The organism is Bifidobacterium sp. W8114 (assembly GCF_016101165.1).
GTDB classification, from domain to species: domain Bacteria; phylum Actinomycetota; class Actinomycetes; order Actinomycetales; family Bifidobacteriaceae; genus Bombiscardovia; species Bombiscardovia asteroides.
The window spans coordinates 90534-117523 of sequence record NZ_JACFRA010000002.1 but is presented as its reverse complement, the minus strand read 5'-3'; the positions used below and the strand labels follow the sequence as shown (position 1 = coordinate 117523).

The following is a 26990-nucleotide window of genomic DNA, read 5'->3' as shown; positions in this document are numbered from 1 at the left end:
CGATGGATTCGATTCAACAAGTTCAATTCCACAAGAGAAGGAAGCAGGCATGAGCGAGTTTGACAAGAAGGACGTACCGGAGGGCCAGATCGGATTGATCGATCTGATAAGAACAATCAAAGTGGTCCCCCTGGTGACCCTGCATTCACCCGAGGAAGCGGTTCCTCTGGCCAGGGCCCTGGCTTCCGGTGGAGTACCCATTGCAGAGGTCACTTTCCGATCGGCTGCCGCCCTGGACGGGATGCGGGCTATTCACGATCAGGTGCCCGAGGTGACCCTGGTGGCAGGAACCGTGCACACGGTTGACCAGGCACGCCAGGCAGTGGAGGCAGGTTGCAAGGGTATCGTCTCCCCGGCCTTCAGCGATGCTGTGGTCGACTGGTGCCTGGGCTCCCGGATACCGGTCTTGCCCGGAACGGCGACTCCCAGCGACATTGAGAAAGCCTATGATCTTGGCCTGCGTTTCACTAAGTTCTTCCCAGCCGAGGCTTACGGCGGCATCAAGACCTTGAAGGCGCTCTCCGGTCCCTTTGCCGAGATGAACTTCTTGCCCACCGGGGGAGTCGGGTTCGGGAACGCCCGGGAATACATGGACCTGCCCAACGTCTTTGCTGTGGGCGGGAGTTTCCCCGTACCATCCCAGGCCCAGCGCCAAGGCGACTGGAAGGCCGTTGCTGATGCCTGTGCTCAGGCCAGGCAGGTGGTGCAAGGCTGAGTGTCTGGGTTCCGGGCTGGTCATCGGTCGCCAAGTTCGATGGTCTGACCGGATCTCCCGTATGGGCGGGATGCAAGCGGACGGAAAGGAAGCATTGTGGAAAGACTACAGGAAGCAGTGGCCGTGCATCTGGGGCTGACTGGTACACAGGCAGCTCAACGACCCATCAAGATCATCCAGTTCGGTGAGGGAAATTTCCTCAGGGCATTCGTTGATTGGATAGTCCAGCAGCTCAACAACAAGGGCTTGTTCGGGGGGAACGTAGCAGTTGTCCAACCCCTTGAAAACGGCAGGGTCCATTTCTTGGAGGACCAGGAGCGGCTCTATACAGTCATTCTGGAAGGTCTCAAGGATGGTAAGCCCGTCCGCAGCCATGAGCTGATTGACTCTATCGGCAAGACGGTCGACCCCTACCGGGACTGGGATGGGTTTCTGGCTCTGGCCGATGATCCCGATACGAAGATCATCATCTCCAATACCACCGAAGCAGGCATTGCCGTCAACGATGGGGATAAGGTCACGGACCAGCCACCAGCGGGATATCCGGCGAAGTTGGCTCATCTGCTCAAGCGTCGGTTCGACAGGTCTATGCCAGGCTACCTGATTATGCCCTGCGAGCTCATCGCTGACAATGGTCCGGCCCTGCATCGTGCTCTGATAAATGTCGCTGAACGGTTCGGGTGGGGTAAGGACTTCATCGAGTGGCTTGATCGGGAGAACACTTTCGTATCCACTCTCGTGGATCGGATAGTCCCCGGCTACCCGCGTGAAGATGCCCAGGAGCTTTGGGAGATGCTGGGCTACGAGGATCAGAACATGGTCAAGGCCGAACCCTTCCTGCTTTGGGTCGTAGCCGGTGACCAGACCGCCCAGCGCAAGGTTGATGAGCTGCTTCCCGCGCGGAAGGCAGGAATCGACCTGGTGACCTGCGATGCTGTACAGCCCTACCGTGAGCGCAAGGTTTATCTGCTCAACGGTCCTCATACCACCATGGCCCAGGTGGCTCGGCTGGCCGGATTCAAGACCGTAGGGCAGGTCATGGGCGATAAGACCATGCGCTCTTTCATTACCCGCGAGATGGAGGAGGAGATCATTCCCGTCCAGACCCTGCCCAAGGAGGAGCTGGAGAACTTCGCTGCTGCAGTTCGCGAGCGGTTCGACAACCCCTTTGTCCAGCATTCTTTGGACTCCATAGGGTTGAACTCGGTCTCCAAATTCGTCTCCCGCCTTCTCCCGCTGGTCACGGCCAACGTAGAGCAGGGGCGTGGGCTTCCCGAACGCATCATCCTGGCGCTGTCCTGCCTCTTGTGGACTTATGGCGGCAAGGCCGGTGATGCTGTGAAGATTCAGGATGATCAAAAGGTCATTGATGCCTTCCACGAGGCTGCCGGTCAGGAGGATTTTGTCAGTCGGATTCTTTCCGATGTTTCCATTTGGGGCCATGACCTGACCAGGATTGCTGGACTAGTGGAAGCTGTAGAGAAGAACCTGGACGATTTGGCCGACCAGGGTGTCCAGCCCCTGATTGACCGATTGGCATGAGCCAACGGTGCAAACGAGGGGTCAGTTGCTTCGAGGCAATTTGATTCCCGCGTTTTCAGGTATGTCGGCTTTCCCAGGTTGAAGGAAACTTCCCACAGGGCGTGGTCCTGACGGGAACACTGAACAAGTGTCTGATGCCGGCTCGGGTTTGCGATTGACCCGGACTGGCATCAGACACTTCCTTATTGTTAAGGGTTTCTTCTGCTCCACATTCAGGTCTGCTTCGCCGTCGGGCCAGACATGTCTTGACGGATGGGACCAAGCAATAAGTTACTGGAATGGTGGCAGTGAGAAAATAAAGGGCCCCCTTGCCGAACAGCACGACAAGGGGGCCCTTGCTTGATTTTGCCCCATCAACGGTTGTAGCGGTAAGCGTCCCAGACTCCAAGCAGATACTGGATGCCCATGGCGCGGTCATAAAGGCCGTAGCCTGGCCGCGGTCTACCGGCTTCCGTGTTCTCGCTCCACAAATGCCGTCCGTGGTCGGGGCGGATGTAGCCCTGGTAATCGGCCTCGGCGTAAGCCTTCATGATGCCGACGGTGTCCACGTTCCCCTCGCTGGCCCGGTGACCCACCTCGTAGAAAGAGCCCTGCTCGTCGGTGAACCGGATGTTGCGCACGTGGCTGAAGTAGATCCTGTCCATGAAGGTCTTGACTGCATCCACGGCATCGTTACCCCGTCTGGATGAGAAGGATCCCAGGCACAGGCACAGTCCGTTGCAGGGGCTGGGATTCAGATCCAGCACTCGTTGGATCCCCTCCTTGCTGGAGACCACGCGCGGCCAGCCGAACAGGTCGAAGGCAGGGTCGTCGGGGTGGACGGCCAGCTTGACCCCGTAACGCTCGCAGGTGGGGATCACAGCATCCAGGAAGTACTTGTAGTTGGCGTACATCTGCTCGTGGTCCATTCCCTGATAGGCCTCCATCAGTTCAGGCAGATGGGCGAGCCGTTCAGGTTCCCAGCCGGGAACAGTCAGGGATCCGGCCCCCTTCAGGGTTTCGTCGATGATGCCTTGTGGGCTGAGCTGATCCACCTGGTGCTGGTTGTAGTAGAGGGCGGTGGACCCGTCTGGGCAAGGGTGGAACATCTCCGTGCGCAGCCAGTCGAAGACCGGCATGAAGTTGTAGGTGACGACTTTGACCCCGGCCTTGCCCAGATTGGCTACAGTCTCGATGTAGGCGTCGATGGCCTGGTCCCGGCTGATTCCGAGGACCGTCGAACCGGTCTTGATGGACTCATGAACGTTGACAGACTCAACCACGTCGGCGTTGAAGGTCTTGGTTATGCCTGCCGCCCGATCCCTGGCGGACAACTCGGTGATTGTGGCCATGGCATCTTCAATTTCGTCCGGCTGCCAAACCTCGCCCGCCTGTTTATGGTGCAGGGACCAGACGATGGTCTCCACCCCAGGAATCTGACGAATATCGTCCAGGCTGATGGTGTCGTTGCCCTGGCCATACCAGCGGAATCCCATGTGCATGATGTTTTTCTCCTTACATCCGGATCGGGCGGATCCGGTCATTGTGTGCCTTGTTCAGTCAGCGGACTGCCGATGTCACCAGGCGCTTGCAGCCTTGTGAAGGGTGCTCGCTACAGCGCCATTGCCTTGGCACATGGCGGTCAGGAAGGTCTCGATTTTGTCGGCCAGCGGGGTGGCGTTCAGATCGGTTCCGAAGATGGAGGTATCGGCCAGGATGGACTTGATGGTCGTCGCCAGAGTTTCCTTCCTGGCTGACCCATCGAGTGGGATGTCGACCAGAATACTTTGAAGCTCCTCCAGGCGCGGGTCCGGGCTCAGCTTGACCGGCCGTCCGGCATCGTCGGTTCCGTTGCCTTCCGAACCGATCAGCAGCCGCAGCCAGGCGGCGATGATCAGCGGGATGGCTTCCAGATCGGCTGTGTCAAGGTCCTTGGCTCGGATGTACTTGCTGATGGTGATTCCGTATCTGACCGGAATCTTCTGGGAGGTGTCGGCGCAGATGCGTGCCGGTGTATCGGGCAGGCCGGGATTGGGGACCCTGATCTCGATGACTTGGCGGAGGAATTCCTTGGGGGAGAAGATACCCGGGTCCTCGACTACAGGCAGTCCTTCCACATACCCCAGGCGGGTGACCAAGGCCTTGAGGTCCGGGTCGGCGATGGTCTTTGACATGGTCGGATACCCCAGAAGCATCCCGAAGACGGCCAGGGCCGTGTGCAGGGGGTTCAGGCAGGTGGTGACCTTCATCTGGTCGGCGGCGTTGACCGTATCCTTGTCGGCCATGTAGACCCCTGCTTTCTCCAGAGGCGGGCGGCCTGCGGGGAAGTCGTCCTCAACTACCCAATACCAGGTTTCCTCGGTGTTGGTATAGGGGGCCATGGCGGTTCCGCCTCTGGTCCGGAAGGGTTCCGCGTCGGCGATGCCCAGAGCCTTGAGGCGGCGACCCACCTCCTTGTCGGGGTTGGGAGTGATTCTGTCGATCATGGTCAGCGGGAAGGTGATCTTGTTCTTGTCTCTGAGGTAGTCGCCGAAGCCTTTTTCGGCCAGGCCCCTTCCTATCCACTCGTCGGCCATCTGTCTGACGGCTTGGCCGAACCGCTCCCCGTTTCGTGAGAAGTTGTCGGTGCTGACCAGGGCCAGTGGAAGGGCGTCGGCCTGGTAGCGCTCCAGCAGGAGGGCCGTGATGACTGCAATGGCGCTCTTGGCTTTATCAGGTCCGCCCTCGAATTCCGGAGCGATCCACGGCAGTGGCCGACCTTGGGAGTCGACCAGGGCATAGCCTTTCTCGGTGATGGTGGTGGTGACCATCTGCAGGCTGGGGTTGCGGAAGACCTGCCTCAGATCATGCAAGGGCTTCGGATCCTCGCCCAGCGGGTAGGCGCCCGCAACGGAGGCGACCAGTGAGGTTTTCATGGAGCCGTCCGCTTTCAGGATGACCTGAAGATAGCGGTCGTCGAAGGGGGTGTAGGCCTGATCGACAATGGCGGGGTCGAAGGATTCGGCCACCAATATGCCTCGGTCGGTGGCGCCTGAATCCAGAAGTTTTTGGGTAATGGGGGCGTGAACCGCCCTGAAGAGATTGCCGGCCCCGAAGTGGACCCAGGTAGGCGAGCGCTTGGTGGCCTGGCGCATGGCTTCGATGTCGTAGGTTGGCAAAGTCACGCCGGCCTTCTGCCAGGCTGCGGACTCATTATGTATATCGTCACTAAGGTGAAGCATCAGTGCCTTCCTTTATCAAAAAAACATATCGCGGAGACCAGGCGTAAACGCTTGCCCATCCTGCCTCCGAACCTATCAAGTTGGTGCCTGTCTGCTTTCGTAGTTGCAGTTTGTTTCTCATCAGACTGCTGTCGGCTGCCATAGAACCGGGAAGTCACTTATACTTGGATGCCAGGAAGTGCTCGGCGCCGTTGGCGTGTATTTCATGCGATATGGGGCAGACGAAGGAAGGCTGATACGTATAAATGAAGACCGGAGCAGATTCGGGTAGCGATTCCTCCACGGACAACCGCCGTATCACCATATATGATGTGGCTCGCCAGGCCGGAGTGTCCCCTTCAACGGTCTCGCGTACCTTCTCGCGCCCGGATCGGGTCAGTATTTCGACGGCTCGAATGGTTCAGAAGGTCGCTGATGCACTGGGCTATCACAGCGATATCGTCGACAGCCGGTCAGGTTCGCAGGGCAGGGGGCTGGTTGCGGTCGTTGTGCCCGACTTGGGCAATCAGTTTTTCACCGGCGTCATTCGCAGCATTCAGGACGAGTGTGAGCGCTTCCGCTTTGAAACCCTGATTCTTGATACCCGGGAGTCCATCACCCGGGAGCGCAGGATCGTCGATACGGTCGCTCCCGTGGTCTCGGGAATCATCCTGGTCTCCCCAAGGATGCCCGATGCCATGATCCGAAAGTGCGCCCAGCTGCGTCCCTTGGTCAGCGTCAACCGTGACGTTCGCGGTGTATCCAGCATTAGCATCGACGTGGCCAAGGGGGCCTGCCAAGCGGTCGACTACCTGTACTCATTGGGTTACCGGAGTCTCACCTATTTGGATGGTCCCGCGGCCTCATGGTCAGGAGGTATCCGGTGGCGGCATATCTTCAATGAATGCGACACCAAGGGGATGAGCGTCAAGCGTTCGCTGCCTTGCGCACCTACCTTTTACGGAGGCTATTCCTTCGCAGAGAAGTATATGGACGACCCTACAGGTGCGGTCATCGCCCATAATGATCTGATGGCAATCGGCCTGATTGTGGCCCTCAGAAGGCTTGGTTGCGAGTGCCCTCGTGATATCTCTGTCATCGGGTTCGACAACGACACCATGTCCATGGTGAGCAGTCCGCCTCTGACCACCATTCATATGTCCCTTTCAGTCCTTGGGCGGGGGGCTGCCGACCTCCTTATGCAGCGCCTTTCCGGAGCCAACCTGTCTGTAGCCCCGACGGTTCCGGCCCGTCTGGTCATCAGGCAGAGCACGGGTGCCAGGTCGAGCAAGCCTTTGGGCCGGAACGGGGCAGAGAAGGAATCCCGGTCATGAGCGGTCATAACCGTTCCAGGCGTGTCACGATCAGAGAGGTGGCTGACAAGGCAGGAGTCTCCCCCTCCACGGTATCAAGAGCATTCGCTCGGCCTGATAGGGTCAGTGCGGCCACAACCAAGCGGATATTCGCTGCAGCCGACGCACTGGGGTACTATACGGAGCCGGTCGATACGGTTCCGTCCAGGACGCTGCGGGGCATGATCGCCATCATCGTTCCTGACATCGCCAACCAGTTCTTCTCCGACATCATCCGTTCTGTACAACACGAGTTCAATCTGGCTGGATTCGCCCTTATCGTCGCTGAATCCGAGGAAAGTGCCAGCAGAGAGCGGCAGGCCTTCAACAGGATTGCCGCCTATGTGGACGGGGTAATTCTGACCTCATCGAGAATGCCTGATGCCATGATCCGCAAGTGCGCCCAGACCAGGCCCATCGTCGTGGTCAACCGGACTGTGCGTGGGGTGCCCAGTGTGGCCATAGATATCGGCACTGGTATCCGTCAGGCCGCGCAACTGCTGGTTTCCATGGGTTTTTCGCGGGTGACCTATCTCGATGGACCTTCCGCATCATGGTCTGTGGGAGTCAGGTGGAATCACACTTACGAAGAATTCCACAAGCGTGGAGTGGCTGTTCGACGAATTTGGCCGGGTCTTCCCACCTTCGTCGGGGGTTATGCCTTGGCGAAGCAGTATCTGAATGATCCCACAGGTGCCGTCATTGCCCACAATGACTTGATGGCCTTGGGTTTCATGGCTGCCATGCGTCGTCAGGGTATTCGCTGTCCGGACGACTATGTGATCATCGGATTCGACAACGACACTATGGCACAGGTAAGTGATCCGCCATTGTCCAGCGTGGGTAACACGCCTCCGAAACTGGGAAAGACAGCAGCAGGCATCCTTCTGGATCGGCTGAATGGCCGAACTAATCCGGCGCAGAGCATCACGATCCCCTCTCGCCTGATCGTCAGGGAAAGCACGGGTAAGGCTACGTCGGATTCCTGACCAGGAAAGGTTCCGGCAAATCATGGCAACATCAAGACCGTCCCTTTTCAGGCGTGCATAGGCTGACTAATAGCATATGTGAGTTCCGATCGTGTGACTGTTCCGCCTGTCCGTTGGTCTGTGCAGGAGGATTTTGAGCATCGCGGAAATTCGAATGCCGAACTTGCTGTTTTCGACTAAGGAGTTTGTGGTGGCTTTTCTGGATGACGATTTTCTTCTCGGGACGCAGTTGTCTCGGGAGTTGTTCCATGATGTGGCTGAGAACCTTCCTCTGGTGGATTATCATTGCCATCTGCACGCCAAGGAGATTTATGAGGATCCCAACTTCGATAATATTGTCGATGCCTGGCTGACGGATGGCCACAATTATGGAGACCATTATAAATGGCGGCTGGAGAGGGCCAATGGCGTTCCGGAGCGGCTGATCACAGGGGACGGTGACCCTTGGGACAAATTTATGGCTTATGCCCAGACTATGGAACAGGCTGTGGGTAGCCCGGTCTATCTGTGGACGCACATGGAGCTGCAGAGGTACTTCGGCATCTCCGAACCCCTGACCACCAAGACCGCAAAGTCCATCTTTGACCAGACGAATGAAGAGCTGGCCACCCCAGACTTCTCGAGAAGAGCGCTTCTGCGTCGCATGAACGTCAAGATCGTCTGCACCACGGATTCCCCTGAGGATAATCTGGAGTATCACGATCGATTCGCCAAGGAGGGGGAGCCCTTCAGGATGGTTCCCGCCTTCCGTCCGGATGCGGCCCTGAATCCGACCGCCAAAGGGTATGGCGATTGGATCGGCACAATGGAGTCGGTTTGCGGCAAGCCGATCAATGACTTCAGCGGACTGGTCGACGCTCTGCGTGATCGGGTGGATTACTTCCACCGGCATGGTTCCAGACTCTCCGACCATGCTGTCGATGTGGTGGAGTTCGCTCCGGCGACTGCTGAGGACCTGGATGCCATTTTCAGCAAGGCCAAGGCCGGACTAGGCCTGGACAGGCATGAACAGGCCCAATATCGTGCGGCCATCCTTCTTGAGCTGATGCGAATCTACAAGGATAAGGGCTGGACCATGCAGCTGCACCTTCAGGCCAGCCGCAACAACAACTCGACGGCTTTCCAGAAGCTTGGAGCCGACACGGGTTACGATTCCATGGCTGACAACTCGGTTGCCGCCCCCCTTGCCGCCCTTCTTGACCAGGCGCAGAGTTCGAACATCTTGCCCAGAACCATCGTCTATTCCCTCAATCCCAACGACTACATGGCCATAGCCACTGATTTGGGCTGCTTCGGAGGCGATGACAGGGGCCAGCTTCAGTTGGGCAACGCCTGGTGGTTCAACGACACCGTCACCGGGATGCGTCGGCAGCTCGAAGTTCTGGCTGAAACCTCGCTCCTGGGCAATGCGGTAGGGATGACCACGGACTCCCGCAGCTTCCTGTCCTTCCCCAGGCATGAGCTCTTCCGCAGGGTGCTCTGCGGGCTCTTGGGCGACTGGGCCGCCCAGGGCATCATACCTGATGACAAGGAGTATCTGGCTCCTCTGGTGCGTGCGGTCTCCTATGAGAACGCTCTGGCCCTCTTCGAGGGCTAAGGCCCGAGCAGCCGGCAGGGTAGTCTTGCGCTACACGATTCCTGTCCGTCCCTGGTTCATGCGATTTGGCGGCGGACAGGTCGATTCGCGGACAACCAGCGTGTTGGGCAGGATGGCTCTCGGGTCTACGGCCTTGCCTGACCTGGTATCCAGGATCATCTTCGCCGCCCTGGCTGCCATCTCGGTCAAAGGCTGATGGATGGTGGTCAGAGCGGGGCCCATGAACGCCGCAGTCTGTATGTCGTCGAAGCCGACGACTGAGAGTTCATCGGGGATGCTGATCCCCAGGTGCTTGGCTGCCTTGTAGACTCCCATGGCCAGGAAGTCGCTTTGGGCGAAGATGGCGGTGGGACGATCGTCGAGGTTCAATAGCTCCATGGCGAATCGTTCACCATCGGCCACGCTGAATTGGCCCTGGCGTATCAATCTTGGATCGGATTCCAAACCAGCCTCGTGCAGGGCGGTTCGGTAGCCGTCAAGGCGTGCTATGGAGCACATGACCCCATCTGGTCCTGTGATGGTGCCAATGCGTTGATGACCCAGCTCGATCAAATGGCGTGTGGCGAACAGACCGCCCGACCAGTTGTCTGATTGAACTGACATGGTCCCCAGGACGGGGTTTCCCCATGGGTCGACGAAGACCGCCGGTATGCGGCGGGATGCGAATCGTCTGGACAGGTCAGCCGATGGATTGGAAAAGATCAGGATGGCTCCCAGAGGCCTGCGGGCCAGGACCTCGTCCAGCCAGGTTGTGGACAGAAGGCGAGGATCGCCTATCTCGCTCAGAACCAGCCGAATTCCGCGGCTGGAGGTTACCTCGGCAGCCCCGTCCAGGAGGTTCAGGGTCCATGGATTGTCTAGATGCTGCAGGGCCAATTCAATTAGGTTGGAAGAGGTCCCGATTCTGTCAGACTTGAAGTACCCGAGCTGATCAATGGCTTCCTCAACCCGTTCGCGAGTCTTGTCGGCCACATCGCTCTTCCCGTTTATCACCTTGGACACAGTGGCGATGGAGACTCCGGCCAGACCTGCGACATCGGCTAAGGTTGGATTCTTGCCATTTTGGGACGACGATTTCGGGCTCACAGTTCCCCCTAGCATCATGGATTGAACAGAAACAGTATAACGAAAAGTTTCGATCATTTTCGGACTAGAATGTGATGAAAATGTGGATTTACCGGTAATGATATTCTGTGCTTAACCTGGGAATAAAGACGATAAAGCGGTCATTGCAGGCATTGTCCTCAATAGTTAGACGATTTGACTGTGAGAGATGTCACAACTACTATCGAAAATAGCGAAAATGATATTCGCAAAATCAATGAAGATTATCGAAAGGCAGCTGGTATGAGCTGGAGAACAAAAGGGAAGCAAGCCTTGAGCGTTTGTGCCGGGCTGGCTATGATCATCGGTCTATCGGCTTGCGGAGGCGGCGGTAATTCCTCCTCGTCAAAAGTCGCCAAGGAAAACAGTGGCATGACGATGAGCGATGTGAACAAGGCGCTCAAGTCCGACAAGAAGGTGACACTGAACTTCTGGACATGGCGTTACGACATCGAGCAGGCCAATATCGACGCCTTTCAGGCTAAGTACCCTAATATCAAGATCAACGTGACGCAAACCGGTGCTTCGTCAGATCACTACACGAAGTTTCAGAACATATTGAAGTCAGGCAAGGATGTTCCTGACATCGTCCAGCTGGAGTATGACTACCTGCCCCAGTTCGCAGTGACGAATTCCCTTCTGAACTTCGCGGACAAGAGCATTGAGTCCGACATGGGCAAACTTTACAATGACGCAGCCTGGAAAAATGTCCATGTAGCCGACGGACTGTATGGCACCCCGTTGGATCAGGGGCCCGAGGTCATGTTTGTTCGTCATGACGTTCTGGATCAGTTCGGTCTGAAGGTGCCTACCACCTGGAAGGAATTCGAGGAAGAAGGCATCGCCCTGCATAAGGCCGATCCCAACAGGTACATGAGCTTCATAGACACCACCGATGTTCGCTACATGGCTTCCATCATCCGTCAGTCCGGCGCCAAGCCATGGACCGTCAAGGGCGTTCAGGATGTGACGCTTGACATGACCAATTCCAAGGTCAAGGAGGCCGTCGATTTCATTCAAAAGCTGATCGATGAGGATGTGCTTGAGCCGGTGGCCAATAAGAGCGACCAGTACAACCGCGGATTCGCCCAGGGCCGATGGGGCATCCAGTTCGATGGTTGCTGGAAGGGCACCTCCTTCGTCCAGCAGCAGCCCTCCCTCAAGGGGAAGTTTGAAGTGGCCCTCCCGCCGGCATGGGGCGATGGATCCACTGGTCTGAAGACCGGCGAAATAGGCGGATCGCTGCTTTCCGTAACCTCAAAGTGCGCCAAGGAGAAGCAGGCCGCAGCCGTCGCCTTCATCAACTGGATGGGTTCGGATAAGCAGTCCATCGATCTTTTCCAGAAGACGGGAAGCTTCTTCAACGCGGCCAAATCCTTCCAGACGGACAAGGATGCCGCCAATGTGCCCAACGACTACTTTGGCGGTCAGAAGGTCAATGCGGTCTACTTCAAGTCGGCTGATGCCCTCAATGCCGACTGGTCGGTTCTTCCCTTCAACTCACAGTACGCCACGGACTTCAAGGATATTGTCGTGCCGCAAATGAAGAAGGGCGGAGACTTGTTCGGCTCCTTCTCCAAGTGGCAGTCTTCCCTGAAGACCTATGCCGATGGGCAGGGCTTCAAGATCACCGCCAAGTAGCAGTGGATATAGCCCCGCAGGCCGGCTTGGCCTCGGGGCTTCCATTTTGAACTTTCAAGAAAGGAAAGCGCCATGAGCGCAGCGAGTGTATCCGCGGGACCCGGGTCTCGGGTGAAATCGCGCAAGGAACGGCTCCAGCACATTGGAATGTTGTGGTGCCTGCCTTACGTGATCGTCTTCCTCGGCGGAACGATAATCCCGATGGTCTATGCCTTTTATCTGGGTCTGTTCAAGCAGCAGATGATAGGCGGCGAGCAGTTCACAGGCTTCGCCAATTACATCAGGGCCCTGAAGGACCCCCTGCTTTGGGACGGTTTCAAGCGGGTTGCCGTATTTGCGATCATTGAAGTGCCGCTCATGACCTTCCTTGCCCTCCTGGCGGCCTTGATGCTGGATTCCCAGAGGATTCGGCATGTGGCCATCCCGCGCATCCTGCTCTTCCTGCCCTATGCGGTTCCCAATGTCATCGCCGCTCTGATGTGGAGCTACATCTACGGCACCGACTATGGCCTGATTGGACAGTTCTTCAGACTCTTCAACGGGCACGCGCCCAATATGATGTCCAAGGAGTTGATGATCTTCGCCATGATCAACATCAGCATCTGGGTATCCATGGGGTACAACACCTTGATTTATTATTCGTCCTTGAAGGCTCTGCCCGAGGAGCTCTACGAATCGGCCAGAGTGGACGGAGCGTCCGAGTTCAGAATCGCCTGGTCCGTCAAGATTCCGCAGATCCGTTCCTCGGTGGTCATGACCCTGCTCTTCAACATCATCTATGCGCTGCAGCTGTTCAACACACCCAGCATGATGCAGACCATTGCGCCTGAGGTCGTGACCAGCTACTACACGCCCAACCTGTACACCTATTCCCTGGCTTTCAGCGGCAATGATCTGAATTACGCGGCTGCCGTCTCTCTGGTCGTCGGTCTGTTCACCATGATCATCATCACCGTTGTCAAGACCCTGGGCAACCGCTGGGAGGAGAGGTAAACCATGTCCAGTACACAAACCGAATCCCGACCCAGGCCCGCCCAAAGGCGGTCTGCATCACTGAGCAGGCGGGATGCCAAATTAGCGCGGAAGGATCATGCCATAAGGCTGCGGAAGGCCTCCGGTGGCAATGGCGTCCCGGTCCGTCTGACCCCAGCGCAAAAGGTCATGGATATCCTCCTGCACCTGATCATGCTGATCATGGTCATTTACTGTCTGATCCCCTTGATCTGGCTGGTCTTCTCCTCGACCAAGACCAATGAGGGACTCTACAGCTCCCCCGGGCTTTGGTTCTCTGACCAAAACGCCTTCTTCCAGAATATCCATGACGTGTTCGTTTTCCAGGATGGAACTTACGGCCGTTGGCTGATCAACACCCTGGTCTATGCAATCGTAGCCGGCTTGGGAGCCACGCTCTTCGCCACTTTCGCCGGGTATGCCATTGCCACCATGAAGTTCCACGGCCGTAAAGCCCTGCTTTGGGTCACGCTGATTTTCATGTCGATACCTTCTACGGTCATCACGGTTCCCCTCTTCCTCCTGTACTCGAAGATAGGCATGACCAATACACCGTGGGCCGTCATCATTCCTCAGCTGTCCAACCCCTTTGGTCTGTACTTGATGATCATCTATGCTCAGACTTCCATCCCCATATCCCTGGTGGAGGCCGCGAGGATCGATGGCGCCAACACCTGGACCATATTCTGGAAGATTGCCATGCCTCTGCTTGCCCCCGGTTTTGTTACCACACTCCTCTTCGCCCTGGTCAGTGTCTGGAACAACTATTTCCTGCCTCTGATCATGCTCTCCGATGTCAAGGACTACCCACTGACTGTGGGCCTGAACGTCTGGATGAAGATGGGGGGCGACGCCACCTACCATGTGGTGCCCAACAATATGATTCTGACAGGGTCACTGATAGCCATCGTGCCGTTGATCATCGCCTTCCTCTTCCTGCAGCGGTACTGGCAATCCGGTCTTTCGGCCGGCGCGGTCAAGCAGTGAGGAATGTTATGAGCAGTCTGACCAATCCCATCATCCCGGGATTCCATCCCGACCCATCCGCCCTCCAAGTGGGGAAGGACTATTACATAGCCAATTCCACCTTCGAATGGTGGCCAGGGGTCGACATATATCACTCGACAGACTTGGTGAACTGGCAGTGGGTGTGCTCGCCCCTGACCCGGACCAGCCAGGTCGACCTGATGGGGGATCCGAATGCGGGGGCTATCTGGGCGCCTCATCTCTCCTATGCCAAGGGATTGTACTGGCTGGTCTTCACCGATGTGAAGACCGGGACCATATATAAGGACACGCTGAACTACATTGTCACTGCCCCTTCCATTACCGGACCCTGGTCCGATCCGGTCTTTGTAACGGCTTCCGGCTTCGACCCCTCCCTCTTCCATGATGAGGATGGGCGTTCGTGGTTCGTCAATATGCTCTATGACTGGCGAATGGACCATGAGCGTTTCGCCGGCGTGGTCATTCAGGAGTTTGATACCGACGCCAAGCGTCTGGTCGGACCTCGCCGCCACATCTTTCGGGGCACGAGTCTGGGGGTCTGTGAGGGACCGCAGATCTATCGTCGACACGGCTACTACTATCTGGTATGCGCAGCTGGTGGAACCGAGTGGAATCATGCAGCCACAGTGGTGCGTTCACGCAAACTGACAGGACCTTGGGAGGAATCCCCCCATACGCCTCTGATCACTTCCAGGGACGATCCGGACGGGCCCATCCAGAAGGCAGGGCACTGCAGTCTTTTGGAATACAAGGGTCAATGGTACATAGCCTATCTTTGCTCGCGTCCTCTGGGCCGCAGGGGTGATTGCGTTCTGGGCAGGGAGACCAGCCTGGATCCCATCGTCTGGGATGAGGACGACTGGCCGCTCCTGGCGAATGGCGGTCATAATCCTTCTCTTCATGTGGAAGTCAAGGGGAGCACGGCCAAACAGGTTGTGGATTATTCCGAATCCGTCCGATTTACGCCGACCAGCGGCCTGCCTGCCTCCTTCAAGACCCTTCGTGGCCCTCTGCGCCCTGAGCTTGATTATTCCCTTAAGGAGCGTCCGGGTTGGCTGCGGCTCCATGGCGGTCAGAGCCTGTCCAGCCTGCACAGGCAGACCCTGCTGGCCCGTCGCTGGCAGACCTTCGACTTTGATGCCTTTACCTGGATGGAGTTCGAACCTGCCAACTTCCAGCAGACCGCCGGCCTGGTCCTCTTCTACGACACTGCCAACTGGATGTACGCTTACGTCACTGCACAGGAGGAGGAGCGTGACTGCCCGGTGGTCCGTGTCCTCATCAACGAAGGGAATCACTTTGGGTTCGGGAGCGACTTGCTGCCTCTTCAGCCTGGTGTGGGTGTGGGCCTTGCAGTGAAAGTCCGGGGATCGAGGGCCCGCTTCTATTTCGGTCAGGACCCGGACGACTTCCAGGGTGAACGCAAGAAGCTCCAGCCTTTGGGGGACACCCTGCCAGCCAACCATCTCAGTGATGACCACGTAGGAGCGCTCCGGGGGAAGACCGTCTTCTCCGGAGCCATGGTCGGCATCTGTGCCCAGGATATGGATGCCCATTGTTCATATGCCGACTTCAAAGGTTTTGGCTATAAGGAGGTGTCAAGGGATCGATAAGAGCTGCAGCATTCAATAGACCCACCTGGGCGCAAGGGGATCCATGCCGCAAGACTTTTCGAGCTGAACGGCGGACCAGGTCTGCCGGAAATGCATGTTCACAACGTTTGTGGGCCTTTGTGCTTCTCGTGCAGTGACAGCGCCCAAGGGGCCAATAACGGTTTTCAAGGAGGAAAACTGATGATTCGAAGACGATATTCCGCCGTTTGGGCTGCTATAGCTGCAGTGACCATGTTGGCGGGTATGGGCTCCATGGGAGTCACCGGCGTTCAAACCGCTTGGGCGGACGAAACTGGTCCCATCGCGGTTGAGACGCCATCGGCTCTGGCCCAGGCTCCTGCATCGCTGACCGACCAATCGGTGGTGCTGACCTGGAGCAAGCCAGCTGGGTATGACAAGATCATCGGGTATCGGGTTTACCGTGACGGCAAGGAGGTGGGAACCACCCCCATGACCTACTTTAAGGTCCTGGGTCTGCAGCCAGAGCACGGCTACGACTTCACAGTCCGAGCGGTTGGCGCTGACGGTACGCTGTCGTACCAGTCAACCAAGCTTCACCTGACCACAACGGCTACTCCCAAGCGCTACAATGTGCGTGATTTCGGTGCCTCGGGCGACGGCAGCACGAAGGATACGGCAGCGATACAAAAGACCATTGACGCCTGCAAGGAGAAGAACTGCCAGGTGTATCTGCCTGCCGGCACCTACCTTTCCGGGGCGCTGAACCTGCACAGCGACATGAGCTTCTTTGTTGACGCCGGCGCCCAGCTCAAGCCCAGCAGGGAACTGGCTGACTATCCGTTCACCTCGGCACGACATGACATAGAGGACGTGATGGGCCGCAACCCCGCCTATTCCAGTCTCCTCAACGCCGGTGAGATGGACAGCAAGGCAGGAGTGACCACCAGGAACATCAAAATCATGGGTCCGGGAACCATCGGCGATGAGGCCAATGGCCTGCTTCTGCGCAAGGCCTACGACGACTTCACCCACAACGGCGACGGCGGGGATCTTGATATACCTTCAGACATCTACCAGCCAGGCCAGCATGTGGGCGGCGGCAGCCTGATCAGCATGAAGAACGTGGGTGGCGTCTATCTGGATGGCATTCATATCCGCAACGGGATGATGTGGACCGTGGTCCCCGTCTACAGCAAGGACATTACGGCGTATGGCCTCCAGTTGGTCACCTCGGTCCATAATGGCGACGGTTTCGATCCGAACTCCTCGTCAAACGTCTGGATCCTTGGCACATCGTTCTCTACCGGCGATGATTGCAGCGCCATCAAGTCCGGGAAGGATGCCGAAGGCATCGCCATAGCCCGCCCCTCTGAAAACATCTATTTCCGTGGTGACGTTTTCAACTCCGGTCATGGCGGTGTGACCATCGGCAGCGAGATGTCGGGAGGGGTCCGCAACGTCTTCGTGGAGGATTCGACCATCGTCCCGGTCGATCTTACTTCGGGCGCGGTCAATCCCGGCATCAGAGTAAAGGTCAGCCCCAAGCGGGGCGGGTACGTGCGCAACATCCAGGTGCGTGACAGTGTGATCAACAAGATCAGCGTCATCACCAACTATGACCGGACTTCGGTCGATGACCTGGATTCGCAGACCCCATTGCCGCAGACCGAGAATTTCAAGTTCTCCCATATCACGGCGCCTAACTGGGACAAGCCTGCAGGCAAGGACAACATCATCGATATCAGTGGCTCCAACTTCGGCCACGGCCTGGTCAAGTACCTTAAGGACATTCGCTTCGACGATTGCCGATTCCACGGCGCCTCCCTGGACACAACCCAGAATGTGTCCTTTGTCAAGACCAGCCTGACCGATGGTCTCTCGGCTTCCCGCTCCGTCAACGTCACCCGCGACGGTAAGGTCTACAAGGACGACGGGTTCCCGGTCCATGACGATTTCGAGGCCGAGGGCGCCTCCTTGCCCAAGGGCTGGAAGACCAAGGATTCCCAGACCGGTGGCGGTGCGTTTGTGCGCCACGATGGCGGAAGGGGATACCTCCTCCTGGACGACAAGGGTCCTGGCTATGAGACCATTGAGCGCACCTTCAGCCAGCAACAGGGGTTGGTCAAATCCTCCCTCTCATTCATGTTCCCAGGTGATCCCGCCACGGCCTCCAATGCCGTTTTCACCTACAAGGACAGCAATGGCAAGTCTGCGGCTTCTTTCGTCTTCCGGCAGTCCAAGTTGGTTCTGACTGGAAAATCAGGTGATCGGACCCTCACCAATGAGTTGGAGGCTGGTACCTGGTACACCCTTGAGGTTCGCATGGACACCGATGCCAAGAAGATCGACGCCTCTGTCGCCGGACAGGGTTCGGTCACCCAGGTGCCGCTGAGCGACACCAAGGCCGCCGGGGTGGCTGCGCTTGAAGTGCACATGGCCAATTCCAACACCCAAGAGGTCTCCATGGCCTTGGATGATCTGGTCGTCGAGTCCGATGCCGCCGCAGGTGCTGGTCTTCAAGGCATAGAGCTGACGGCTCCGGCCGGCGTCATCGATCGCAGGGGCGGATCCCTCCAGATTGCTGCACGACTGATCGGCCCCGGCCGTTCTAATGCCGTGACCTGGCAGGTTCTTCGTCCTGATCTGGGACAGACCAGTGCTGGCGTGATTGATCAGAACGGTCTCCTCCAAGCCAAGTCCAACGGCACTGTGCTCGTTACGGCTACAGCCACGGATGGCTCCGGCATTCAAGGCATCCTGCCGATACTGATGACCAATCAGCAGGTACAAACCGGATACGTCCCGATTGAAGTGATGACCACGGTGGGCGTGGCTCCGGTCATGCCGACGACCATCTATCGCACATTGGACGACGGAAGCGCCATACCCGCCAAGGCTACATGGGAGGCTATCGGCGCTGACTCCTACAACCGCGAGGGTGACTTCCAGGTTGCCGGGAATTCCGGGGGCGACAAGATCACGGCCTCGGTTCATGTTTCCAAGGTAGCGATAGCTTCGATCGACGACAGCATCGTCAAAACCACCCCTGGCAGGTTGGTGATGCCCATTGCGGTCAAGGTCGTCCTCAATGACGGAAGCAGAAGGATTCTGCCGGTCAACTGGGATAAGGTCGAGCCCTCTCGCTACGCCAGCCAGAATATCGATGGCTTCGATGTGCAGGGGACCGTCCCCGGCACAGAGGTCAAAGCCGTGGCCAGGGTCTTGGTCCTTCCGGACAACAAGGAGGGGGTCATCCCCATCGTGGTTTCGGCTGATGGGCATGGTGACTTCCGGACCGTTGGGCAGGCTCTGGCTTCGATTCCGGAGAGGAACGCCCAGCGGAGGGTGATTTTCATCAAGCATGGGACCTATCGGGAGAAGCTGCTTATTGACCGTCCCTATGTGACCATCCAAGGCCAGGATCCGGATGGCACCGTCCTGACTTATGATGACAAACCCACGGATCTGGGTCCTGACGGCAATCCTCTTGGCACTTATGGCGACTATGCCGTCAAGATCACCGGCGGGGATTTCGTGGCCAGGGACATCACCATACAGACGCTGGCTGGTTCTACTGTCGGCCAGGCAGTCGCCCTGGATGTGAACGCGGATCATGCCTCCTTCGACAATTGCCGGATCCTGGGTTACCAGGACACCCTGTACTTGCAGAACCGTACGGATGAGACCGCCAGCAGCAATCCTCCGGATCAGCCGACTGTGCAGACCAACAGAATGTACTTCAGGAATTCGACTATTGCGGGGTCGGTGGATTTCGTTTTCGGATCAGCCATCGCGGTTTTCGACCATTGCGATTTGCATTCCGTTCTGAACGGATACGTGACTGCCGCCAGCACGCCGAAGGAGCAGAAGTACGGCTTTGTCTTCCTGAATAGCAAGCTGACTGCCGAGAACCCCTACAGCGGTTCCCTCAAAACCTATCTGGGCCGTCCTTGGAGACCATATGCAAGCGTGGCCTTCATCGACACCAGTATGGCGCGGCACATCCTGTCCGAAGGGTGGAACGATTGGGGGAGTGCATCCAACCAGTCCACGGCGAGGTTCTCCGAGTATGGGTCCACCTATGAGAACGACGCCAAGCCGAGTCGCGTTCCGTGGGCGAAAACCCTATCGGAGCAAGAGGCCTCCGACTATACGATCCAGCGGGTCTTCGCGCGTTCAGCAGGCATCAATGCAGCCGACGACTGGGATCCCACGAGGATAGTCTCGCCTACGCCATCACCGGCCACGCCGATCACTGTGGATGCTCAGGGTTCCACTGACCAAGGCGTTACGCTGAATGCGACCCTGGTGCCTTATGCACAGAGCGAGGATGGGACCAGGCTCTCCTTCAAGGCCAAGGATCAGCCTCGGCACGGTCTGCTTACCATGCGTGGGGACGGTACCTTCTCCTATACTCCTCAGCCAGGATTCAGCGGGGGCGATCAGTTTACCTTCCAGGCCTTCAACAGGGACGTTGCTTCCAACGTATCCACCTTTGCGATCACGGTCAGGCCGGGTTCGGATTCCGGTTCTGCGGGAATGAGTGGTGGAGACAATGCCGGCGGGACAGGGACGGTCAAGCCCGGGCCCGCCCATCCGGTCGGGAAGACGGACAAGGGAGGAAAGAACCGATTCTCAACAGGGCCGAAGGATCCAGGTTCGGCTCTTTCCCGGACCGGTACGGATGTGACCCGGCTCGTCCTGGCTTCTGTTGCAGGAATCTTCATGGGGCTGGCCGCCCTGATTGGGATTAACCGGCATCCAAGGTCGGAACGCTAGTCGAATATGGCCCCGGACCCCGCCTCGGAGGAGGGGGACCGGGGCCTTTTTCTGCGCAAAGGTTGGCAACAAAGTGACCGGTATCTTAGAAGGTTCGTTAGCTTGAGAGCATGAGTGAGGCAAAGAGGCAATGCATGATTCCAGAGGGCGGCTCCACAGGATTCGTCTCCACATGCGGCGACGGCAAAGCCACTGGTTTGAAGCATGACTATATCAAGGATATACCAGCGCGGACCGGTCAGGACACAATCCTGCTTAATCCTACGGATATGGTGGCTGTCGCTGCCAGGAATCTGGAGCCCGGCGAAAGGGTCCTGGTCGAGGGGCATGGCGAGGTGACGGTGCTTGACCAAATTCCCCGTGGACACAAACTTGCGCTTCAGGACATTGCCAAGGGTGAGGACGTCATCAAGTATGGCTATGCCATAGGCCATGCCAAGGAGGCTATCAGAACGGGGCAATGGGTCCATACACACAATCTGGCCACCAACCTGGGCGCCGACCTGACCTACCGTTATCAGCCGGTTACCGACACGGTCAAACCGGGCAGTCCGACCGGGACTTTTCAAGGATACCGGCGCGCGACGGGCAAGGTAGGCATCCGCAACGACCTCTATATCGTCCCAACCGTAGGTTGCATCAACAGTCTGTGCAACGCCATGGCACGGTCTTTCTCAGCCCGCCATCCCGGCAACGGATCCTTTGACTCGGTGATCGTGGCGCGTCATCCTTATGGATGCTCCCAACTCGGCGGCGATCTGGTCTACACCAGGCGTTGTCTTCAGGACATCGCCACACATCCCAACGCCGGGGGTGTGCTCCTCGTCGGTCTGGGGTGTGAGAACAATCAGATGGAGGACATGCTGAGCACCTTGGGGGAGTATGACGCGAACCGGGTTCGTTGGATCATATGCCAGGAGGTGGAGGACGAGCTGGATGAGGCCGATGCCCTCCTGGACAAGATTAACGAGGCGGCCAAAGGTGATCACCGTGAAGAGGTGCCCCTGTCCGAACTCAAGGTCAGCGTCAAGTGCGGCGGGTCCGATGGAATGTCAGGCATCACGGCCAACCCGCTGGTCGGTCGGTTCGCTGAATGGGTGGTTACCCAGGGCGGTTCCGTGGTCCTGGCCGAGGTTCCTGAAATGTTCGGGGCCGAGCAGGTCCTGATGAGCCAGGCACGCGACGAGCAGGTCTTCCATGATGTCGTCGACCTTATCAACAATTTCAAGGGATTCTTCCGCAAATACGGCGAAGTCATATCCGACAACCCCTCTCCAGGCAACAAGGAGGGTGGAATAACCACTCTGGAGGATAAATCCTTGGGATGCATCCGCAAAGGCGGTCGTTGCGAGGTCGAGGATGTGCTCAACTATGGCGACCATATCTCCAGACCCGGGCTCTCACTGTTGCAGACGCCAGGCAACGACCTTGTCTCCAGTACGGGAATGGCTGCGGCCGGAGCGCAGGTGGTCCTCTTCACTACTGGACGGGGCACTCCCTTCGGAACCTTCGTGCCTACTGTGAAAGTAGCCACCAACACGCCTTTGGCCACCAAGAAGCATCGTTGGATTGACTTCGATGCCGGCCGTCTTCTGGATGAGCCAGGTGATCGGGTTTTCAATGATTTCCGCGAGAAGGTCATTGCAGTGGTCAACGGTGAGCAGACCTGCAATGAGCGTAACGGCATGCAGGATATCGCCATATTCAAGGATGGCCCGACTGAATAAAGTACGGGTTGTATCCAGTGGACACCCCGGTCGGAACGGCTGGGGTGCCTTGTTGTCTACTTGTCTATTGGCGGATTGCTGCGCCTGGATCGAGTCGTCGATTCCGGAAGGCCTGCCAGCGGGTAATATCCCGAAATGAGCAAAGTCCGGAGTTGTGCGCCCCCATCTCCTATAGTGATGGGCCGGAGGAGTTTGCGGCACAATAAGTCACGATTGGGAGCAGGATGGAATTATTCAGGAAGAAATCCGTTGAACAGACCCTGGCGGAGACCGGGGAGGAAGGCAGGTCGCTCAAGCGGACGCTGACCACCTGGGACCTGGCCATCATGGCCGTCGCAGTGGCCGTGGGCGCTGGCATCTTCTCGGTGGGGGCCCAGGCGGCGGCCTTCCATGCGGGTCCGGCCGTCATCATCTCCTTCGTCATCGCAGGCATCGTCTGCGCGGCAGCCGTCATGTGCTACGCGGAGTTCGCCTCCATGATCCCGGTTTCAGGCTCGGCCTACACCTTCACCTACAACACCATGGGCGAACTGGTGGCTTGGATCATCGGCTGGGACCTGATTCTGGAGATGCTCATGGCCGCTTCGGTCATCTCCAAGTACTGGGGCGTCTACCTGAACGACTTCATCCATCTAATGGGGGGCACCTCGTTCAGCTCCAGCTTCCATGTGGGCGGCATGGATGTGGACCTGGCCCCGCTGGTGGTCGTCACCCTCTTCACGGTCCTTCTGGTCCTGGGCACCAAGCTCTCGGCCCGGTTCGACGGTGCCTTGACCGTCCTCAAAATCGGCATCGTGGTCTTCGTCATTGTGGTGGGCTTCTTCTACGTCAAGGTGGACAACTATCGGCCCTTCATCCCGCCTTCTGAGCCGGCCTCGGCCGTTCCGGGGGCCAGCGTGCCAGGAATCATGGGTCAGCCCCTCTGGCAGTGGGTTTCCGGCATGCAGCCCACAATCTACGGTGTCCCCGGCATCCTCTCAGGCGCCGCCTTGGTCTTCTTCGCCTTTGTGGGCTTTGATATCGTCGCCACCACCTCCGAGGAGGCCAAGGAGCCCCATAAGACCATTCCCCGTGGAATCGGCCTGGGCATGCTGATCGTCATCACCCTGTACATCCTGGTCGCCATCGTCACCACCGGCATGGTCTCCTACAAGGATCTGGCCAAGGCCAAGAACCCTTCCCTGGCAACCGGCTTCGAGATGGTGGGCGCTCCCTGGGCTGCCAAGATCATCTCCTTCGGCATTGTGGTGGGGCTGACCACCGTGGTCATGGTGCTCCTGCTGGGGCTGACCCGCATCGTCTTCGCCATGAGCCGCGACGGGCTTCTTCCCCGTGCCCTCTCCCGCACTGGCCGCCATGGCACGCCTGCACGCATCCAGATCCTGGGCGGCATCGTGGTGGCCGTGGTGGCCTCCTGCTTCCCCATCGACGTCTTGTCCGACATGGTCAACATCGGCACGCTCTCGGCCTTCCTGTTGGTGGCCATCTCCCTGCCCATCATGCGCAAGCGCCGGCCTGACCTGCCCCGGTCATTCAAGATGCCCGGCAACCCCTGGGTGCCTATTCTGATCGCTCTGGCCTGCCTCTGGCTCATGCTCAACCTGACCGTGCTGACCTGGATCCGGTTCGTGGTCTGGTTGGCTGCGGGCCTGGCCATCTACTTCGGCTACTCCTATCGGCACTCCCTGCTCGGCCGCCATCAGCTCAGCGGGAAGATATCCAAGGCCACCCAGGCCGGTCTTCACTGACCTGGAGCGTCGGCGCTGGAGTGTAGAGTGAATATTCGCATACTCAGGAGGTAACCTATGACCTACGTCATCGCTCAGCCCTGCGTGGATGTCAAGGACAAGGCCTGCGTGGACGAATGCCCGGTGGACTGCATCTATGAGGGCGTCCGTTCGCTCTACATCAACCCCAACGAGTGCGTGGACTGCGGCGCCTGCGAGCCGGTCTGCCCGGTGGAGGCCATCTTCTACGAGGACGACCTGCCCGAGGAGTGGACCTGGTATAAGGATGCGGCGACTGATTTCTTCGCCCAGGTGGGGGATGCCGGCGGCGCTGCTGCGGTCGGTCCCTACGATCACGATCCGGAGGGTGTGGCAGCCCTGCCACCCAACAAGTAGTTGAAATGAGGCTGACGAGCCGCGGATGGGAGTCATCCCGCCGCGGCTTATTTATACGAGGAAGGCGGGCCATGGGTTTTCACTCTTTTGAATCCCCCTATGACTGGTCAAGGATTGACCCTTACCGTCGGCGTGCGGAGCAATGCACCGGTGGTCTGGTGGACCTGTCGGTGGGTTCGCCGGTGGATCCTGTGCCCAGGTCGGTCAAGGAGGCCTTGGCGGCGGCTGCGGATGACGGCCAGGCACGGGGATATCCAAAAACCGCCGGTGACGCCCCCCTGAGGCAGGTCGCGGCCGACTGGTTCCGACGTCGCCGCAGAGTCGATCTGGATGCCCTGGGGGCGGATCTGGTGCCCACGGTGGGGTCCAAGGAGGCGGTGGCGCTCATGGCCTCACTCCTGCATCTGGGACCGGGGGACCGGGTGGTGCAGCCGACGGTATCCTATCCCACCTATGCCATCGGAACCCAGCTGGCCGGGGCCCAGGTGACGACCGTGGACGATCCTGTTGATACGGATTCATGGGTGAATCTGCCCGGCGTTCGAGCAATATGGATCAATTCTCCGGGCAACCCCAGTGGTCGAATCATCGGCCGAGCCGGGTTGGCTAAGATCGTACGGGCGGCCCGTTCTATAGGGGTCACGGTCCTGAGTGACGAGTGCTATGCCCTGCTGGATTGGTCAGGGCCCGCCCAGGCTGGGCGAGATGCGCAAATTCCTGCCTCGCCCTGCATACTGGAGTCTGAAGTCTGTGGCGGCGATGCCAGTGGGATACTCTGTCTGTACTCGATGAGCAAGCAGTCCAGCATGGCCGGATACAGGGCAGCCCTGGTGGCCGGCGATGCTCGTCTGGTGGAGGCCATGACCGCCTACCGCAAGCAGATGGGGCTGATTGTGCCAGGTCCGGTGCAGCGGGCCATGCGGGCCGCCTTGGAGGACGGTGAGGCTGTGATGGCCCAGCGTGGCGTCTACGCCAGTCGTCTGCATGCCCTGGCTGAAGCTCTCAGATCTTACGGATACGATGCCGTCATGCCTCAGGGAGGCCTGTATATCTGGGTGCAAGCCCGTTCGGGCGACTGTTGGGCCGATATGGCGGACCTGTCCCGTCTTGGTATTCTGGCCAGTCCAGGGGAGTTCTATGGGGACGGCCACTGTCTGCGATTCTCGTCAACCATCACTGACGAGCAGCTGGAGCTGGCCTTAGGACGTCTGCGTAGCGCCGCTTAGAGGCCCATGCTGACTGAGCCCTTGCCATAGCGGCTTCTGATGGAGTCCATGGTGGCCTCTGCCTGATCCAGGCGCTGAGACTCGCTGCCGGTGTGACGTTTGCTCTCGTGGATGATGTCGTCCAGGGATGGCTGGATGGGAGTGTCCTCCACCCGGCTCAGACCGGATGCGCTGACACCGGCCAGACGAATCAGCCTGGGCAGGGGGGTATCCATGGGCACGCCATCGGGCAGCCCCAACATGGCCTTGAGCAGACCGACCGCTTGCGGATAGATCCGGTTGGCTGAGTTGACCGGGGTTTCCAGGGTGTGGGCCTTGGTCATATAGCGCAGATCATCGAAGCGCAGTTTGACGGTGATGGTCCGGGCGATCAGGTCGTGTGATCGCAGTCCGGTGGCCACCTCGTTGCTGCAGACGCGCAGGAGGTCGCAGACCTGTTTCATGCTGGTGGTGTCGTGCAGAAAGGTGCGTTCCGCGCCCAGGGACTTCTCTGGCGCTCGCGGCTGGACCGGATCGTCGTCCAATCCGTGGGAGGCCTGTGCCAGCTTCCGGGCTGTAACTGTTGAACCTGTGGCCCGGGTCAGATCCCGTTCGCTCATGGTGGCCAGGTCGGCTACATCCTTGATGGCCCAGGCGTTCAGCCGCTTCTCCAGGGCCGGTCCTATGCCGGGAATGCCGCGCAGGGGCATCAGCTGGACGAACTCGGCCTGGCGGGCCTTGGGAATCAGCAGCATGCCATCGGGTTTGGCGTTGGTGGAGGCCATCTTGGCCACAAGCTTGTTGGTGGCGATGCCCACCGAGCAGGTCACGTGGAATTGGCGGGCCACGCTGGCTCGGATCCACCTGGCGATGGCTGTGGGCATGCCCCAGCGCATGAGCGCCCCGGACACGTCCATGTAGCACTCGTCTACCGAGACCTGCTCGATCTGATTGGTGATTCGTGAGAAAACCGTATCAAATATCCGTCTTGAGATGCTCTGGTAATAGGTCATGTCAACCGGAAGGAAGACCCCTTGGGGGCACAGTCGCCTGGCACGCGCCAGGGGCATGGCCGAGTTGATGCCGAAGGTTCTGGCCTCGTAGCTGGCTGCGGAGACCACCGAACGTCGTCCGGTGCCGATGATGACCGGCCGGCCTTGCAATTGCGGGTGTCGAGCGACTTCGCAGGAGGCGTAGAAGGCATCCATGTCAATGTGCAGTACCGTGCAGCCGGTCTCGTCATGTCCCCAGTCCTTCTTGGCGGCTGCAAGCCTTGGTGCGGTACTCATAGCTCCATGATAGGAGGAGGTCCCGGAGGAACATGCGATAAATTATTCTCATACGTAAATTCTTGAAAAAGATTCACTTTTATGGTTTTAATCCATGAAAATAAACGAATCCGTTCCCTGCTCGCCGCTTTCAGCCGCCCCGGCGAGTCAGGTCG

The 26990-nt window shown here is 58.4% G+C and carries 18 protein-coding genes; 14 read left to right on the top strand and 4 right to left on the bottom strand.

Features of this window, described 5'->3' with window-relative positions:
• The first annotated feature begins 49 nt into the window (after positions 1–49).
• On the top strand, positions 50–715 hold the full coding sequence (gene eda / locus H3T89_RS03320) for a bifunctional 4-hydroxy-2-oxoglutarate aldolase/2-dehydro-3-deoxy-phosphogluconate aldolase (RefSeq protein ID WP_198216244.1): 666 nt from the start codon (positions 50–52) through the stop codon (positions 713–715).
• Positions 716–811: 96 nt separating this feature from the next.
• Entirely contained in the window at positions 812–2257 is a 1446-nt protein-coding gene (locus H3T89_RS03315; RefSeq protein WP_198216243.1) for a tagaturonate reductase, read from the top strand.
• 353 nt (positions 2258–2610) lie between these two features.
• Here H3T89_RS03315 and H3T89_RS03310 read toward each other — a convergent pair whose 3' ends face one another.
• A complete protein-coding gene (locus tag H3T89_RS03310) occupies positions 2611–3738 on the bottom strand; it encodes a mannonate dehydratase (protein WP_198203299.1) in 1128 nt (375 codons plus the stop codon).
• A 75-nt stretch (positions 3739–3813) separates the two neighbouring features.
• The gene (locus tag H3T89_RS03305) at positions 3814–5457 is read right to left on the bottom strand and encodes a mannitol dehydrogenase family protein (protein WP_198216242.1); all 1644 of its coding nucleotides are present in this window, start codon (positions 5455–5457) and stop codon (positions 3814–3816) included.
• A 245-nt stretch (positions 5458–5702) separates the two neighbouring features.
• On the opposite strand from H3T89_RS03305, the gene H3T89_RS03300 reads away from it, so the two are divergent.
• From H3T89_RS03300 to uxaC, 3 genes are all read left to right on the top strand, one after another.
• Positions 5703–6770: a LacI family DNA-binding transcriptional regulator gene (locus H3T89_RS03300; protein ID WP_198203301.1), complete on the top strand. Its 1068-nt coding sequence runs from the start codon at positions 5703–5705 to the stop codon at positions 6768–6770.
• Positions 6767–7777 (top strand): LacI family DNA-binding transcriptional regulator, encoded by a 1011-nt coding sequence (locus H3T89_RS03295; RefSeq protein ID WP_015022377.1) that lies wholly within the window; start codon positions 6767–6769, stop codon positions 7775–7777. Before H3T89_RS03300 ends, H3T89_RS03295 begins: the two co-directional genes overlap by 4 nt.
• 190 nt (positions 7778–7967) lie before the next feature.
• Positions 7968–9374, top strand: coding sequence for a glucuronate isomerase (gene uxaC, locus H3T89_RS03290; RefSeq protein WP_110417856.1), 1407 nt, complete (start codon positions 7968–7970; stop codon positions 9372–9374).
• A gap of 30 nt (positions 9375–9404) precedes the next feature.
• Here uxaC and H3T89_RS03285 read toward each other — a convergent pair whose 3' ends face one another.
• Positions 9405–10460 carry a LacI family DNA-binding transcriptional regulator gene (locus H3T89_RS03285; protein WP_015022375.1) on the bottom strand — a complete coding sequence of 352 codons (1056 nt, stop codon included), beginning with the start codon at positions 10458–10460 and terminating at the stop codon, positions 9405–9407.
• Between the two features lie 390 nt (positions 10461–10850).
• Here H3T89_RS03285 and H3T89_RS03280 point away from each other — a divergent pair, with 390 nt between their 5' ends.
• The 9 genes from H3T89_RS03280 to dapC all read left to right on the top strand — a co-directional run bounded on the left by H3T89_RS03280 (position 10851) and on the right by dapC (position 25567).
• A complete protein-coding gene (locus H3T89_RS03280; RefSeq protein WP_157930023.1) occupies positions 10851–12119 on the top strand; it encodes an ABC transporter substrate-binding protein in 1269 nt (422 codons plus the stop codon).
• Positions 12120–12191: 72 nt separating this feature from the next.
• Complete coding sequence (locus tag H3T89_RS03275; RefSeq protein WP_110417617.1) at positions 12192–13112, top strand: carbohydrate ABC transporter permease; 921 nt, start codon at positions 12192–12194, stop codon at positions 13110–13112.
• A gap of 3 nt (positions 13113–13115) precedes the next feature.
• Complete coding sequence (locus H3T89_RS03270; RefSeq protein ID WP_015022372.1) at positions 13116–14117, top strand: carbohydrate ABC transporter permease; 1002 nt, start codon at positions 13116–13118, stop codon at positions 14115–14117.
• Positions 14118–14125: 8 nt separating this feature from the next.
• Complete coding sequence (locus H3T89_RS03265; protein ID WP_110417616.1) at positions 14126–15751, top strand: glycoside hydrolase family 43 protein; 1626 nt, start codon at positions 14126–14128, stop codon at positions 15749–15751.
• A 180-nt stretch (positions 15752–15931) separates the two neighbouring features.
• A complete protein-coding gene (locus H3T89_RS03260) occupies positions 15932–20491 on the top strand; it encodes a pectinesterase family protein (protein WP_198216241.1) in 4560 nt (1519 codons plus the stop codon).
• 134 nt (positions 20492–20625) lie between these two features.
• Complete coding sequence (locus H3T89_RS03255) at positions 20626–22218, top strand: UxaA family hydrolase (RefSeq protein WP_198216240.1); 1593 nt, start codon at positions 20626–20628, stop codon at positions 22216–22218.
• Between the two features lie 224 nt (positions 22219–22442).
• The gene (locus tag H3T89_RS03250; RefSeq protein ID WP_110417613.1) at positions 22443–23966 is read left to right on the top strand and encodes an amino acid permease; all 1524 of its coding nucleotides are present in this window, start codon (positions 22443–22445) and stop codon (positions 23964–23966) included.
• A gap of 57 nt (positions 23967–24023) precedes the next feature.
• On the top strand, positions 24024–24341 hold the full coding sequence (gene fdxA, locus H3T89_RS03245; protein WP_015022367.1) for a ferredoxin: 318 nt from the start codon (positions 24024–24026) through the stop codon (positions 24339–24341).
• 71 nt (positions 24342–24412) lie between these two features.
• Positions 24413–25567, top strand: coding sequence for a succinyldiaminopimelate transaminase (gene dapC / locus H3T89_RS03240; RefSeq protein ID WP_198216239.1), 1155 nt, complete (start codon positions 24413–24415; stop codon positions 25565–25567).
• Here the strand turns inward: dapC and dinB are convergent.
• Entirely contained in the window at positions 25564–26835 is a 1272-nt protein-coding gene (dinB, locus tag H3T89_RS03235; RefSeq protein ID WP_198216238.1) for a DNA polymerase IV, read from the bottom strand. The genes dapC and dinB overlap by 4 nt on opposite strands.
• Positions 26836–26990: the final 155 nt, after the last annotated feature.